The sequence below is a fragment of the Streptomyces asiaticus genome, assembly GCF_018138715.1.
GTDB lineage: Bacteria > Actinomycetota > Actinomycetes > Streptomycetales > Streptomycetaceae > Streptomyces > Streptomyces asiaticus.
Genome location: NZ_JAGSHX010000006.1, coordinates 3,059,898 through 3,074,792, shown reverse-complemented (window position 1 = coordinate 3,074,792; position 14,895 = coordinate 3,059,898). Strand labels below are relative to the sequence as shown.

The window sequence follows — 14,895 nt, the reverse complement described above, 5'->3', positions numbered from 1 at the left end:
CGGTGAGGGGGCCTTAGGGGGCGCCCACCTGTGTCCCGCGCCACGCCGGGACGGGCGCGGTACCCGCATATAGCGCGTACCTCGAATAGCGGTTACTAGGGGTTGTGGCCCAGGAGAAGGGCTCATAGCCTCACGGAGTCAGCATCTCGGACGAGCGTGGTCGACGCGCCCCACCGTGCACTCGTGCCCGGCCCCTCAGTGCAATCGCGGGGATGTACTCCTTGAGCCAGATCAAGCCCGATGATGTGGGCCTTATTCGGATATTGCAAACCGAAACTCCGAGTAGTTTCCGGCTGATCTGTTTCCCGGAATCCGCCCACTCCACCGCGTACTACCTCTCCCTGTCCGAGCTTCTGCTGCCCACGGTGGAGGTGCTGGCGATCCAGTACCCCCTGTGTGCCGGGCTCGAGGACGATGACCGGCTGACCGACTCCGCCGACCTCGCGGACCGGATTTTCGGTGCGCTGGGGGAGTGGATGGACCGCCCGCTGGCCTTCTTCGGCCACCGGGCCGGCGCCGACCTCGCCTACCGCGTCGCCGAGCGCCTGGAACGGGAGACCGGGACGCCGCTGCTGACCCTGTTCGTCTCCGGCCGGACCGCGCACTGGGGCATGACCCTGGGGCCCCCGGCGCTCGGCTGCCGGATCGTCGCCCTCGCCGGTGAGGGCGACCCCAGGACCCCGCTGCGCGGCGTACGGGCCTGGCGGCGGCGGACGAGCGGACGATTCGACCTCGAGGTGTTTCCCGGTTCCCGCTACTACCTCGACTCGAGTCGGAGAGAGGTCGTCAACCTGGTGCACGACCAGCTGCTCTCCCAAGTCCCCGTCGACGCCGAGTGGGAAGCCGGCGCCGAAGACCAGGGAGCCTAGGGGGGACCCGCCCAGGGCTGCCCGTACTCCTGAGCGAAAAGGAAAAGAGTACGTTCGATGACCGCGAAGATCTACGCGCTCGACTCGGTGCAGACCCTGGCCGACTTCGAGCTGGACGCGCTGCGCGTCGCCGATGTGATCCGCGAGCACGGGGTGACCCACGGCGACCGCGTCATCTTCAAGGCGGGCAACTCCGCCGCCTACGTGAGCGTGCTGTTCGCGCTCATGCATGTGGGAGCCTCCATCGTCCTGATCGACCAGCAGGAGCACCCGGACGAGACCCGGCGGATAGCGGGGCGCACCGGCGCCGCGATCGCCTTCGTGGACGACGACGCCCCGATCCACGACGACATCCGTACGGTGAACCTCTACGAGCTGATCGCCCCGGCCGCCGGGCGCCCGCTGACCACCCGGGAGCTGGACTTCGACGCCTGGGCCGGCCGGCGCGACGGCCTGATCATGTGGACCTCCGGCTCCACCGGCGAACCCAAGGGCGCCGTCAAGTCCGGCCGTAAATTCCTCACCAACCTGGAGCGCAACGCCGCCCAGGTCGGGCACCGGCCGGACGATGTGCTGCTGCCGCTGCTGCCCTTCGCCCACCAGTACGGGCTGTCCATGGTGCTCATCGCCTGGCTCACCCGCTGCTCGCTGGTGATCGCCCCGTACAAGCGCCTGGACCGGGCCGTCCAGATGGCCGGACGGACCGGCGCCACGGTGATCGACGCCACCCCGTCCAGCTACCGCACCATGCTCAACCTGGTCGGCCGGAAGCCGTCGCTGCGGGCCCAGTTGGCGGGCGTCCGGATGTTCTGCTCGGGCGCCGCGCCGCTGGACGGGGCGCTCTCCGAGCGCTATGTGGCCGAATTCGGACTGCCGCTGCTGGACAGCTACGGCAGCACCGAGCTGGGCAACATCGCCTTCGCCACCCTGGAGAACCCGGTCTCCTGCGGCCGGGCCATGGACGGCATCAAGCTGCGGGTCATCGACGAGGACGGCCACCCGGCCGCCCCCGGCGAGGCCGGTGAGATCGAGGTCGACACCCCGGACGCGCTCGAGGGCCACCTCGCCGCGGACGGCACCATCGAGGCCGTGCCCACCGGCTGGCAGTCCACCGGCGACCTCGGCTACCTCGACGGGGACGACAACCTCTTCGTCCTGGGGCGGAAGTTCGCGGTGCACCGCTCCGGCTACACGCTCTACCCCGAGCTGATCGAGCGGAAGGCGGCACTCGCCGAGATCTCCACCCGGATCGTGCCGCTCCCCGACGAGCGCCGCGCCGGTGACGAGCAGCTGGTCTTCTTCGTGGAGGACGAGGAGCTGCGGGACGCCAAGCACTGGCGGGAGCGGCTCTGCCAGGTGCTCCCGGTCTACGAACAGCCCAACCGGGTCGAAGTGCTGGAGAACTTCCCGCTCAACCGGAACGGCAAGCCGGACAAGCGCCGCCTCGAGCAGCTCGCCCGGGGCTGAGACCTGCTCGCCCGGGATCGAGACATGACGGGGGGAGCCGACGGCGCGCGACGGCTCCCCCTGTGCGTGACGCCGCGGCCGTCAGTCGTACGGAAGCTCCAGCGGCGCGAAGGTGTCGAAGAGATCACCGGGGCCGGGGTTGTCCGGATGGGTGGTGCCGCCGAGGTGGCGGAGCACGCCCCACACCGCGTTCAGCGCCGTGGTCACCGCGCCCTCGGCGAAACCGGCCGTCCAGGAGACATCGTCCCCGCACAGGAAGAACCCCTGCTGCGCCGGATCCGTCCCGTCCTGCATGAACTGGGTGAATAGCCGCCGCTGATAGCGGTAGTGGCCGGGTAGATTGTTCTTGAAGGCCCCCATGAAGCGGGGCTCGGTCTCCCAGGTGACGGTCAGCGGCCCCGCGATGATGTGCGACCGGATGTCCACACCCGGATAGATCGCGGCCAGCTTGGTCAGCAGCGTCTCCAGCCGCTCCTCGGCCGAGAGCGTGGCGACCTTCAGCGAGTCGTCGTTCCAGGTGTACGACAGGCACATCACCCCGGGCCGGTCGGGCCCGTCGTCGAACAGATAGACCCCGCGCGGCATCCGGTCGGTGAGCGTCATGCTCATCGCGTCCTGGCCGGTCGCCGGGTCGGTGTCCCGCCAGAACGGCCGGTCGACCAGGACGAACAGCTTGGACGCGCCCATGTAGTGGGTGCGCTCCACCGCCGTCCACTGCGGAGTGGACAGCAGCGTCGGATCGCAGTCGACCCGGTTCAGCAGCGTCCACACATGCGGGCTGAAGACCACCGCGGGGAACTCGCGCTCCTCGCCGCTCTCGTCCGTCACCCGGATGCCGTCGGCGGTCCGCCGCAGCCGGGTGACCGCGGGCCGGGGCCGGCCGCCGTGCAGCGAGGCCAGCGAGGTGCCCCGCGGCCAGTGTGCGAGCGTCTCGGGCCGGTGCTCCCACAGTCCGTTCGGCACCTGGGAGGAGCCGCCGACTATGCCCACTTGGTTGTCGTCGGCCTCGGTGACCACGACACGCAGGATCTCCAGCACCGAGTTGGGGAAGTCGGTGTCCCAGCCGCCGGTGCCGAAGCCCACCTGGCCGAAGATCTCCCGGTGGCGGAACGACTGGAAGGTGGAGGAGGTGGCGAGGAAGCCGTAGAAGGACTGGTCGTCGAACTCCTTGACCAGCGAGTTCCATACGGTCTTCAGCGTGCCGACGTCCCGCCGCTGGATGGCGTCCCGCAGCGTGGCCAGGTCGGCCCGCTCCTGGAGCGCCTTGTCCCAGGCGTCGGCGACCTCCTGGTAGACCTCCGGGAGCTCACCGGCGGTGCGCGCCCGGTCCTGACCGCCGTTCAGGTCGATCAGCGTGCTCGCGGTGGCCGGTGCCAAAGGATTAGGGAAAGGACGAGTGGACAGGCCCAGCAGATCGATGTAATGGAACAGCGATCGGGCGGCGATGGGAAAGCGCATGGCGCCCATCTCCGCCTTGTATTCCGGATTACCGGGGAAGGGCGTGGAACGCATCCGGCCGCCCAGTTGCTCGGCTTCATAAAGAACTGGGGAAAGCCCTAGTCGTAGAAGCTCATAGGCCGCGGTCAGTCCGGACATCCCGCCGCCGATGACGGCGACCTCGGTTCCGTGCATCGCAGCAGGCAGGGCGCCCAGACCTGCTGGATGGGACAGCCATCTGTCGTAGGAAAACGGGAAATCCGGCACGAGCATCGTCGTGGCGGACGCGGTGGCGCACGTCATGGCATCAACCTCGTTGGGGCCGAGCGGCTTCGCGGGGAGATTCAGGCGGTGTAAGCGACATCGAAATCCAGGCTCGCGGGCAGTTCTCGGCGCTGGCTGATGTTGATCTTCCGGTAGACACGGGTCAGGTGTTGTTCCACCGTGGAGATCGTGATGAAAAGCTTAGCGGCGATCTCGCGGTTGGTGTAGCCGGAAGCTGCTAGTGCTGCCACTCGACTTTCTGCATCGGAGAGTTCGGAAAAGGCGGCGGTATCCTCTCCGGTACGGGCCGCCTCCGACAGGGCCGAACGGGCCGGAGTGCGCTGCAATGAGCGGGACAGCTCGTCGGCGCCGCAGCTGTCCGCGAGCCGCAGGGCCCGACGCGTCATCAGCCGGCTGGTGTCCAGATCGCCGAGCTGCTTGTGCGCCTCCGCCAGGTCCGCCAGCGCCCGCGCCATCTCGTACCAGCCGCCGCTCGCCTGGAGCACCCCCACCGCCTGCTGGAGCAGCGCGATGCGCTCCTGTCGCGGCCGGGTGGCGGCCAGGACCCGCAGCGCGGCGCCCCGGGTGCGCGAGGAGGACTCCCCGGCCAGCTCCAGCTGCTCCTCCGCCAGCCGCGCCGCCCGCTCCTGGCCGCCCAGCGTCAGCCAGGTCTCGGCGGCGCCGAGCCGCCAGGTCAGGGTGGCGTGGGAGTCAAGGCCCCAGTCGGCCATCTTCTCGCCGCAGGCGCGGAAGTCGGTGAGGGCCGCGTGCTGGCGGCCGGTGGCCAGCTGGTGCCGGGCCCGGGCGTAGAGGTAGTGCAGCCCGAAGCGGTTGCGGTACATCTCGTCCGGCACCGGGCGGGCGAGCAGTTCGGCCGCCGCGTCATGGTTGCCCATCGCGGTGTGGGCGTTGATCAGCATCCCCAGCGGCATGCCGACGGTGACGCCCCAGCCGCGCGCCGGAAGCTCCTCCAGCGCCCGCTCCGCGTACCGGACCGTGTCCCGCAGCCGTCCCACGCGCAGCGCGATCTGGGCCCGCAGCACGCAGAAGTAGGCCAGCAGCGCCTTGGCACCGCGCTCGGAGGTCTCCTCGATCAGCCGGTCGCACCAGGTGGTGGCGGTGGCGTGGCGGTCGGCGTACACCAGCGTCTGGAGCGCGGCGTGCACCGTCAGCATCGTCCGGTCCGAGAGCCGCACGGTCTCCAGCACCCGCTCCGCGGCCCGTACGGCGCGCTCGTCCACCCCGCGGCTCAGTACCGTCAGCAGCGCGCGGAACGCGGTCACATGGGGCGACTCCGGGGTCTGGTCCGGCGGCAGCGGGACGTCCCACGGGCCGTCGTCCTCCTCCTGGTCCAGGAAGGGCCGCAGTTCGGGGTGGTCGGGGTAGGTGGAGGACAGCGCGAGCCGGATGGCGCGAAGACCGGTGTCCAGCTCGGAGCCCGGGTGCTCGGCGGCGGCCCGGCTGACCTGCTCGAGCGCGGCGGCCGCCTCGTCCATCCGGCCAAGACCCAGCAGCCCGATGACGACCGGGATGGTCTCCGGCGCGGGCAGCAGCCCGCTGCCCGCCGGACCGGCCAGCGACTGAAGGCGCCGCATCTGGGACAGCGGGTTGAACGGCCACATGGCCTGCACCATCGTGGCCTGGAGCTGAAGCGCCTCGCGCTCGTCGGTGGTGTAACGGTCGGCCATCTGGAGGCAGTTCATCGCCAGTTCCCTGCGGTCCGCGGCGATGGCGTGCACGGCCGCGTCGCACAGCGCCTGCGTGATCCACTCCTCGACCGGCTCGGGCGCCTCGTGGCTGAGCAGATGGCGGGCCACGTCGATGGGGTCGGCGCCCTCCTCGTACAGCAGCCGGGCGGCCCGGTGGTGCAGCGGGCCGAGCTCGTGCAGCTCCAGGTCGTCCAGGAGCACGGTGCGCACCGCGTCGCTGCGGAACCGTCCGCCGTGCAGGATCCCGACCTCGGTGAGCAGCGCGACGGACTGCCGTACCAGCCGCTCCTCGACCTCGATCAGCCTGCTCAGCAGGGGAACGGACGTGGCGTCACCCAGCAGCGCGACCCCGTGGGCCACCCGGCGGTGGGCCGGGCCGCCGCGGTAGACGCAGGACAGCGCCGCCTGCCGGAACAGCTCCCCGGCCACCGGGGCGTCCGTGCCGGGCGCGGGGTCGAGCGGGCCGCGGGTGAGGCGGGAGAACCGGTCGTCCAGCAGACCGCGCAGCAGCAGCAGATTGCCGCCGGTCATCTCGTGGTACGCGGCGGCGTGCCGCCCGGCCTCCTCGGTGCCCAACTCCTCGGTCAGCAGCGTGGAGACGCCCGCGACGGTGAGCGGGGCGAGCCGGACGTGGCACACCTTCGGCTCGTGCAGCAGCTCGTCCAGGGCGGTGGCGGCGGGTCCGGTCAGCGACCCGCGGCTCACCACGACGGACAGCGCCTCCGAGCGGCAGCGGCGGATGCCGTACGCCAGGCAGCGCAGCGACGGCAGATCGGCGAACTGGACATCGTCGATGGCGATCAACAGGGGGGCGTCGTCGGTCAGTTCGTCGAGGGTGCGGTGGAAGTTCTGGAGCAGCGAGAGCTCGGCCTGGTCCGGGCCGTTCGGGTCGCGGAGCGCGTCGAGGCCGGGGCGCGGCCGGGAGCGCTGCAAATGGGTCGGCATGCCCTGGTAGAGCTGCTCGAGCACGGCGTAGGGGAACTTCTGCTCCGAGGCGGAGGCGACCGCGGGCAGCACCCGGACGCCGCGTCCGCCCGCCGTATCCGTCATGGTGTGCAGAAGTGCGGTCTTTCCCGATGTCACGGCGCCGCTGATAACGGCGAGCCGGCTTCCCTCGCGGGCGCCCTCGAAGAGGAGCCGATTGAGCCGGGCTATCTCCTGATCGCGCTCCACCAACACGTACGAAACACCTTCCCCGATTTTCCGTGTGCGCAGGGGTTTTGAAAGCGAATCACCGTGCATGGCGCACCTGGTAATGCATCGTCCCCCGAGTTGAAATTACCGTGCCGCTGTTCGGGCCCCCTGTCCCTTCCGTTACTGCACCCTGTGCGGCGGCATCGCTGCTCTGCGTTATGTCGCGTGGTCCCCGCCCCACCCGGTCCGGTTGGGCATGCCAGCCCAGGATCACGGGTATGGGGTGGATGCGCACTCTAGCAGTGCCGTTGGTACGAAAAGATGACCGTCTCGTCACGGGAGAAACTGTTCGATTACGGTTTCGTCCCCAGGGTCGAGTTGTGAAATCCGGAGCCGACTCTCAGATCCTGCTCCGTGGCTGGTAGTTGGGGGGTACCCGAAGGTAACCCCCCTGTCGGTTGTGAAAGTTGCGCAAAAGTGTAGGAAACTACTGAACCTCGAGTTCGCTCCCCCGCATCCCGTTGTGTGTGTTTCCCCTGTTCGATGGTCGGAGTCATCGTCGCCCCGGGCATCCATTAGCATCGCCGCGGCCACCGAATCGACCGCGGTGTGTCATGGGCCACTATGGGGACGGCACTAGGGAAGCAACTAGTTGTCCGAGCGAGAAACGGGAGGAAGTGCGCGTGGTCAACCAGAAGTTGACATTTGTCGTCGGCACCGGTCGGTGCGGTTCGACGGCTCTGTCTCAGATCATCAATATTCATCCGGATGTTCTCAGTATCAATGAATTGTTCGCCAGTATTCCGGACACGGAGGTACTGGACGAGACTCCGCTGAGCGGTTCGGATTTCTGGGGATTTCTGTCCCGGCCCAATGTGGTCACCAATAGCATGATCAAAAATGGCGCCATCCCGCCCGAGTTCCTCTACCACCGGATGCCCAAGCGGCGGTTCGACGCGGAGACCACCGGTATCCCGGCCATCAGCGTCATGGTGCTGCCCCATCTGACCGACGACCCCGACGCGCTCTTCGACGAGTTGGCGGCCGAGGTCACCACCTGGCCCACCCGCCGTCCGGCGGACCACTGGACGGCCCTCTTCGCCACCCTCGGCGCACGGTTCGGCAACCCCGGAGCCGTCGTCGAGCGCACCGGCCTGTCCATCGGCCGCGTACCCGAGATGCACCGCGCCTTCCCCGAGGCCCGCTTTGTGCACCTCTACCGCCAGGGCCCCGACTGTGCCGTCTCGATGAGCCGCCACTTCAGCTTCCGGATGATCCCGATGCTGTGGGAGATGGCCACCCACTGCGGTCTCGAGACCCCGATGCATCTGACGCCGCAGCACGCGGCCCAGCTCCCGCCCGACCTGGCCCCGCTGCTGAGCGACCGCTATGACCCGGCGCTGGTGTGGGACCGTCCCATCCCGATCGACGCGTTCGGCACTCTGTGGTCCGAGACGATCGTCGACGGTCTGCGGAAGCTGGACGAGGTCCCGGCGGAGCAGCGCACCGCGCTGTCGTACGAGACCCTGCTGGAGGAGCCGGAGAAGGAGCTGATCCGGCTCGCCGAGTTCATCGGGGTGGAACCGCACCGCGACTGGCTGGACGCGTCCATCGCCCACCTCGACGGTGGCCGGCCGGGCGCGGCGAGCAAGCTGGCCGAGGAGGAGCTCACCTCGCTGCTGGAGTCCTGTAGCCCGGGGACGCGGGCGCTGGCCGCCCACCAGTAGGGCGCACGTCGTCACCCGGCGGCGGCCGCCCTCCTGGAGGCCGGTCGCCGGGTGGCGCCCCGCTTCCCTCCCAGGTTGCTGAGCCCCCCGCCCCGGGGGAGCTCCCCCGAGAGGGGCCCATACGTCCTGGGCACGCTGTGGCGGGACGGCCATAGCCGGTACCTATCATCGTGGTGTGCAGTTGCATCAGCTGCGATATTTCGCCACCGTCGCGGAGACCCGGCACTTCACCCGCGCCGCGGAGCTCCTGCATGTCGCCCAGCCCTCGCTGTCCCAGCAGATCCGCGCCCTCGAGCGGGAGCTGGGAGCCGATCTCTTCCACCGGGCGCGCGGCAATATCGCCCTCACCGACGCGGGAGAGGCCCTGCTGCCACTGGCCCGCCAGATCCTCGCCGACACCGAGACCGCGCACCGCGAGGTCCAGGAGGTCGCCCAGCTGCGGCGCGGCCGGGTGCGGCTGGGGGCCACGCCGAGCCTGTGCGCCAGCTTCGTCCCCGATGTGCTGCGCCGCTTCCACGACGAGTTCCCGGGCATCGAGCTGATCGTGGACGAGGGCGGTTCCCAGGATCTGGTCCGCACGCTCTCCGCGGGCGAGCTGGACCTCGCGCTGATCATCACCCCGGTGCTCGGGCAGGCCCCCGCCCTCGCCGCCACCGAGCTGCTGCGGGAGGAGCTGGTGGTGGCCTCCTCACCCGCGTCCCCACCGCCCACCCGGCGCCGGCGGATCCAGGTCGAGGATCTCCGGGACCGCCCGATGGTGATGTTCCGGCGCGGCTACGACCTCCGGGAATTCACCACGGCGGCCTGCCGGGCGGCCGGTTTCGAGCCGTCCTTCACGGTGGAGGGCGGTGAGATGGACGCGGTGCTGGGCTTCGTACGGGCCGGGCTCGGCATCGCCGTACTGCCGGGGATGGTGGCGGCCAGGTCCGGGCTGCGGATCACGCCGTTCGCGGGCCACGACATGCAGCGCACCATTGCCGTCGCCCACCGTAAGGACGTCGCGCCGCCCCGGGCCGCGCGGGAGCTGCGCCGGGTGATGCTGGAGCATCTGCGGACGGCGGCCGCGGGGGAGTTCGGCCTGCCGCCGACCACGACGCGACTGCTGCCGTAGCGGGGCGGGGGAGGGGCGAGCGAGCGGTAAGGCCGCTGGGGGCGGTTGGTGATCAGCCCCAGATCGCGTGGGCCAGCCCCACACCCGCGAAGGCGGCGCCCACCCCGACCACCAGGCTCAGCACCACATTCGCCACGGCGAAGAGCCGGGCGCCCTCCTCGGCCAGCCGCACGGTCTCGAACGAGAACGTCGAATACGTCGTCAACGCCCCGCACAGCCCCGTGCCCAGCAGCAGTTGCAGCCGCTGGGACGCCGCGCCCTCCGCCGCCGCGCCGGTCAGCAGGCCCAGCACCAGGCAGCCCACCACATTGACCAGGAACGTGCCCCACGGGAACACCGAGTCGTGCCGTGTCTGCACCGCGCGGTCGGTCAGATAGCGCAGCGGGGCGCCGACCATCCCGCCCGCGATCACCAGCAGCCAGTTCACCGGGCCTGCCTCCGGGGGCGCACGATCTCGACCGGGTCGACCACCACGAGGCCGTCACCCACGATCTCCTCCAGCTCGGGCAGGAAGGACCGCACTCGCTCCTCCGTATCGATGATCACGACGGCCATGGGCAGATCCTCGCCGAGCGACAGCAGCCGCGAGGTGTGGATCAGGGACGAGGAGCCGTACCCCTCGACACCGCGGAACACGCTCGCCCCCGCGAGCCCCGCGCGATGGGCGCGGTGGACGATCTCGGCGGACAGCGGTTTGCGGTGCCAGGTGTCGTTCTCGCCGATGAAGACGGTCAGCCGCAGCGCGGGCTCGCCGGTCACCGGGCCGCCCTCCCGCCGGTGCCGCCGCCGTACCCGCCGGTGCCGCCGTACCTGCCGGTGCCGCCGTACCTGCCGGTGCCGCTGTACCCGCCGAGGACGCGCCGGGTCGCCACCACGGCCGCCCATACGGCCGCCATCGCCATCACGAGCGTGCCCAGCAGATAGCCGAAGGCGATCGCGATACGGCCGTCCTGGATCAGCCGGGTGAAATCCACGGCGTACGTCGAGAAGGTGGTGAAGCCGCCGAGCACACCGGTGCCGAAGAAGGGCCGCACCAGCCGGTGGGCCGTCCACATCTCGGTGATCAGCACCAGGAAGACGCCGATGACCGCGCAGCCGACGGCGTTGACCAGCAGGATCGTCCAGGGGAAGGCGCTGGACGGGGTCGGCCACAGCAGCGACGCGCCGTAGCGGGCCGTCGCCCCGAGCGCGCCGCCCACCGCCACCACACCCACCACGGGCCCCTGCCCTCGCCACGGTCCGTGCCGGGCGGGCGGGGCCGGGCCGGTATCGGGGTCGATGGGCTCGTCCACCACATCAGACCGTGAGCTGCCCATAGGGCTCAGATTACGTCGTGACGCGGACACCGGCCGACCGGGGCAGACGGGAAGCGGGCCGGGGAGGTCGGTGGGAACGTATGAGCGCCTTACGGATGTATGGGCGCCCTACGGATGTATGGGTGCCTTACGGAGGACGTCCGTCAGTGATCCCGGCGCGCCACGAAGTCGCACAGCGCGTGCAGCACCCGGGTCGCCGGGCCGTCCGGCAGCCCGTTCGCCGCGGTCCTGGCGCGCAGCAGCCGGGCGTGCATCACCGTGCGCGCCTCCGTCAGCGCACCGCAGCGGTGCAGCAGCGCGACGGCCCTCGGCAGCCCGGCGCCCTCCGGGCCCGCGGTGGCGGCGGTCAGCAGGGTGCGCAACTCACCCGCCTCCGGCCGCTCGTCGGCCAGCGCCAGCAGCACCGGGAGGCTGGCCACCCCGATCGCGAGGTCCTTGCCCTGCTCCTTGCCGGAGACCTCGGAGGTGGAGGTGATGTCGAGGATGTCGTCGGATATCTGGAACGCGATGCCCAGATGTTCTCCGTATTCGGCGAGCGTCTGGACGACATGTTCCGGGGCGCCCGTCCGGACCGCTCCCAGCTGTAGCGCCATGGAGATGAGCGCGGCCGACTTCCCGGCCACCACGGTGAAGTAGTGGGAGAGCGGATCGTCCTCGTCCGAGGGGCCGACGAGTTCCCGTATCTGGCCCATGATCAGCCGATTGGTGACCTTGGACTGCAACTGTATGGTCTCCGGGCCGAGTTCGGCGGCGAGCTGGGCCGCCTTCGACAGCAGCCAATTGCCCGCGAGGACGGCGGTGGTGTTGCCCCAGCGGGCGTTGACGCTGGGGACTCCGCGACGGGTGTGGGCCTGGTCCATGACGTCGTCGTGGTAGAGCGAGGCGACATGCACCAGCTCGGCCAGGGCGGCGGCCTCCACGGCGCGGGACGGGGCAGCGGCTTCCACGGCGCGGGACGGGTCGGTGGCGTACGGGGTGGTGGCGTACGGGTCGGTGCTGGACGGATCGGTGGCGTACGGATCGGTCGCGTACGGGTCGGTGCTGGACGGGTCGCGCTCGCCGAACTCCGCGCCCACAAGCGCCAGGAGCGGGCGCAGCCGTTTGCCGCCGGGGCCGAAGAGATGTCCGACGACCTCGGCGACACAAGGGTCCTGGGCCCCGGCGGCGAGAGCGCGCAGCCACTCCTCCGAGGCGTCCATTCCGCGTTCCAGCCGGGCCGTGAGCGCGGGGTCGCCGAAGGTGAGCTCCATGGCCATGGAGCCCCTGGGCTCGGTTCTGGCGGACGCGACCATGCCGCGGACCGTAGGCGAGGGCCACCCCGGAACCCCGAATTCCGTCAGGAAGGTGCCATTTTCCGTATCCCAGGCCTTTCCCCAGGCCCTCGGGAACCCCTCGGCGGGTGCCCGGCCCCTGCCGGTACCGTCAAGCTCGTCGACGCCGACCGTGAGCGAGGAGACCAGCGATGAGCAACCCCTTCGAGAACCCCGACGGCCGCTATCTCGTGCTCGTCAACGAGGAGGGGCAGCACTCGCTGTGGCCCGCCTTCGCCGAGGTCCCCGCGGGCTGGACGGTCGCCCACGGCGAGGACGACCGCCAGGCGTGCCTGGACTACGTCAACAAGCACTGGACCGATATGCGTCCCACGAGCCTGATCGCCGCGATGGACGGCACCTCGGCCTGATCAACGCCATGGACCGCACCTCGGTCTGATCGCGTCCGCACGCGGTTGGCAGTTTCCGGTCATATCTCTTCGCTTTTTGGCGCCGCATGGCCGTAACGCGTGCCTTACGGTCGACACGGTGCTCACGGCGTTACGTTGGCGAGGTGACGGACGCGAACGTCGACCTTCCGGCGACCATGCGGGCATGGGTGGTCCCCGCCCCGGGCCGGATCGAGCAGGTGGAGCTGCCGGTTCCGCGCCCGGCGGAGGACGAGCTGCTGATCAGGGTCCGAGCCTGTGGGGTCTGCCGTACCGATCTGCATGTCCGCGACGGCGATCTGCCCCCGCACCGCAGCCCCGTCGTCCCCGGTCACGAGGCGGTCGGCGAGGTCGTCGCGGCGGGCTCGCGGGCGCATGGCCCCGGCCCCGGAATCCGGATCGGCGTCCCCTGGCTGCGGCGCACCTGCGGTCGCTGCCGCTCCTGCCTCCGGGGCCAGGAGAACCTGTGCCCGCTCTCGGAGTACACCGGCTGGGACGCGGATGGCGGCTACGCCGAGTACGTCACCGTACCGGCGGCCTACGCCTATGAGTTGCCCTCCGGATACCGCGACGAGGAGCTCGCCCCACTGCTGTGCGCCGGGATCATCGGCTACCGCGCGCTGCGCCGGGCCGACCCCCCGCCGGGCGGCCGGCTCGGCATCTACGGCTTCGGCGGCTCGGCACACCTCACCGCCCAGGTGGCCATCGCGCGGGGCGCCGCCGTCCACGTCCTGACCCGCTCACCCGCCGCCCGCGCACTCGCCCTGGACCTCGGCGCCGCCTCCGCGAACGACGCCTACGACCGTCCGCCCGAGCCGCTCGACGCCGCCATCCTCTTCGCCCCGGTGGGCGACCTGGTCCCGGTCGCCCTGGAGTCTCTGGACGCGGGCGGCACGCTGAGCATCGCCGGGATCTACCTCACCGACATCCCGTCACTCGACTACGAGCGGCACCTCTTCCGGGAACGCACCGTCCGCAGCGTCACCGCCAACACCCGCGAGGACGGCCGCGAATTCCTCGCCGCGGCCGCCGAGCACCGCATCAGCGCCACGGTCACGCCGTACCCCTTCGACCGGGCGAACGCCGCCCTGGACGACCTCGCCGCCGACCGCGTCAACGGTGTGGCGGTCCTGACGATGCCGCACCAGGGGGGTGCCCTGTCCGACGGATCGTGACGCCTGCGGCGAGCTGCTCCCCTCCCCGCCCCTTCCCTCAACTGGGGCTCCGCCCCAGACCCCGAAACCGGGGCTCCGCCCCAGACCCCGAAACCGGGGCTTCGTCCCAGACCCTGGCCCGGGGCTTTGCCGCAGACTCCGGGCCGGGGCTTCGTCCCAGACCCTGGCCCGGGGGCTTTGCCCCGGACCTCGGTCCGGGGCTTTGTCCCGGATCCTGGCCCTCGGGGGGCTTTGTCCCGGACCCCGGTCCGGGGCTCCGCCCTGGACCCCGGCCCCAGGGGCTTTGCCTCAGGTTCCGGACCCGGGGCTTCGTCTCAGACCCTGGCTCGGGGGCTTTGCCTCAGGTTCCGGGCCGGGGCTTTGCCCTGGCCCCTGGCCCTCGGGGGGCTTTGTCCCGGACCCCGGTCCGGGGCTCCGCCCTGGACCCCGGCCCCAGGGGCTTTGCCTCAGGTTCCGGACCCGGGGCTTCGTCTCAGACCCTGGCTCGGGGGGCTTTGCCTCAGGTTCCGGGCCGGGGCTTTGCCCTGGCCCCTGGCCCTCGGGGGGCTTTGTCCCGGACCCCGGTCCGGGGCTCCGCCCTGGACCCCGGCCCCAGGGGCTTTGCCTCAGGTTCCGGACCCGGGGCTTCGTCTCAGACCCTGGCTCGGGGGGCTTTGCCTCAGGCTCCGGACCGGGGCTTCGCCCTGGACCCTGGCCCCGGGGCTCTGCCCCAGACCCCGAAACCGGGGCCTCGCCCCTTCCCACGGCATCGATATGCGGCGCCGCCGCGTGGCGGGGCTCCGCCCTGGGCCCCGGCCGCGCCGCAGGCGGCACGGCCGGCGCCCCGGCCGGTGGGCCGGCCGCGGCGACGGTCGGCCCACCGGCCCCGGGGTCCAGGGGCGGAGCCCCTGGTATCGGGAAGGGGCGGGGAGGGGAAAGCCTCGATACGCGGCTCCGCCGAGCGGTCCGCCGGACACCCCGCAGCGCGATGGCCCTGGGTCATGGGCC

General features: G+C 70.9%; 12 protein-coding genes. 6 read left to right on the top strand and 6 right to left on the bottom strand.

Going from position 1 to position 14,895, the window contains the following annotated elements; all coding sequences use genetic code 11:
• Positions 1 to 263: 263 nt before the first annotated feature.
• Both KHP12_RS20820 and KHP12_RS20815 read left to right on the top strand, forming a co-directional pair.
• On the top strand, positions 264 to 869 hold the full coding sequence (locus tag KHP12_RS20820; RefSeq protein ID WP_241787501.1) for a thioesterase II family protein: 606 nt from the start codon (positions 264 to 266) through the stop codon (positions 867 to 869).
• Between the two features lie 57 nt (positions 870 to 926).
• Entirely contained in the window at positions 927 to 2,336 is a 1,410-nt protein-coding gene (locus KHP12_RS20815; protein WP_211833408.1) for a class I adenylate-forming enzyme family protein, read from the top strand.
• Between the two features lie 81 nt (positions 2,337 to 2,417).
• On the opposite strand, the gene KHP12_RS20810 is transcribed toward KHP12_RS20815, so the two are convergent.
• Entirely contained in the window at positions 2,418 to 4,076 is a 1,659-nt protein-coding gene (locus KHP12_RS20810; RefSeq protein WP_086879315.1) for a flavin monoamine oxidase family protein, read from the bottom strand.
• Positions 4,077 to 4,117: 41 nt separating this feature from the next.
• On the bottom strand, positions 4,118 to 6,925 hold the full coding sequence (locus KHP12_RS20805; RefSeq protein WP_211833406.1) for a helix-turn-helix transcriptional regulator: 2,808 nt from the start codon (positions 6,923 to 6,925) through the stop codon (positions 4,118 to 4,120).
• A 632-nt stretch (positions 6,926 to 7,557) separates the two neighbouring features.
• Between KHP12_RS20805 and KHP12_RS20800 the strand changes: the two genes are divergently transcribed.
• The gene (locus tag KHP12_RS20800; RefSeq protein WP_308289475.1) at positions 7,558 to 8,607 is read left to right on the top strand and encodes a sulfotransferase; all 1,050 of its coding nucleotides are present in this window, start codon (positions 7,558 to 7,560) and stop codon (positions 8,605 to 8,607) included.
• 175 nt (positions 8,608 to 8,782) lie between these two features.
• A complete protein-coding gene (locus KHP12_RS20795) occupies positions 8,783 to 9,718 on the top strand; it encodes a LysR family transcriptional regulator (RefSeq protein ID WP_086879318.1) in 936 nt (311 codons plus the stop codon).
• A gap of 52 nt (positions 9,719 to 9,770) precedes the next feature.
• On the opposite strand, the gene crcB (KHP12_RS20790) is transcribed toward KHP12_RS20795, so the two are convergent.
• The 4 genes from crcB (KHP12_RS20790) to KHP12_RS20775 all read right to left on the bottom strand — a co-directional run bounded on the left by crcB (KHP12_RS20790) (position 9,771) and on the right by KHP12_RS20775 (position 12,326).
• Positions 9,771 to 10,145: a fluoride efflux transporter CrcB gene (gene crcB / locus KHP12_RS20790; protein ID WP_211833404.1), complete on the bottom strand. Its 375-nt coding sequence runs from the start codon at positions 10,143 to 10,145 to the stop codon at positions 9,771 to 9,773.
• A complete protein-coding gene (locus KHP12_RS20785) occupies positions 10,142 to 10,477 on the bottom strand; it encodes a DUF190 domain-containing protein (protein ID WP_211835030.1) in 336 nt (111 codons plus the stop codon). Before KHP12_RS20785 ends, crcB (KHP12_RS20790) begins: the two co-directional genes overlap by 4 nt.
• Positions 10,474 to 11,034 carry a fluoride efflux transporter CrcB gene (gene crcB / locus KHP12_RS20780; RefSeq protein WP_211833396.1) on the bottom strand — a complete coding sequence of 187 codons (561 nt, stop codon included), beginning with the start codon at positions 11,032 to 11,034 and terminating at the stop codon, positions 10,474 to 10,476. Before crcB (KHP12_RS20780) ends, KHP12_RS20785 begins: the two co-directional genes overlap by 4 nt.
• Before the next feature lie 143 nt (positions 11,035 to 11,177).
• Complete coding sequence (locus KHP12_RS20775) at positions 11,178 to 12,326, bottom strand: polyprenyl synthetase family protein (RefSeq protein ID WP_107471893.1); 1,149 nt, start codon at positions 12,324 to 12,326, stop codon at positions 11,178 to 11,180.
• Positions 12,327 to 12,496: 170 nt separating this feature from the next.
• On the opposite strand from KHP12_RS20775, the gene KHP12_RS20770 reads away from it, so the two are divergent.
• Positions 12,497 to 12,715: an MbtH family protein gene (locus KHP12_RS20770; RefSeq protein WP_086885413.1), complete on the top strand. Its 219-nt coding sequence runs from the start codon at positions 12,497 to 12,499 to the stop codon at positions 12,713 to 12,715.
• A 176-nt stretch (positions 12,716 to 12,891) separates the two neighbouring features.
• The gene (locus KHP12_RS20765; protein WP_086885415.1) at positions 12,892 to 13,908 is read left to right on the top strand and encodes a zinc-binding alcohol dehydrogenase family protein; all 1,017 of its coding nucleotides are present in this window, start codon (positions 12,892 to 12,894) and stop codon (positions 13,906 to 13,908) included.
• Positions 13,909 to 14,895: the final 987 nt, after the last annotated feature.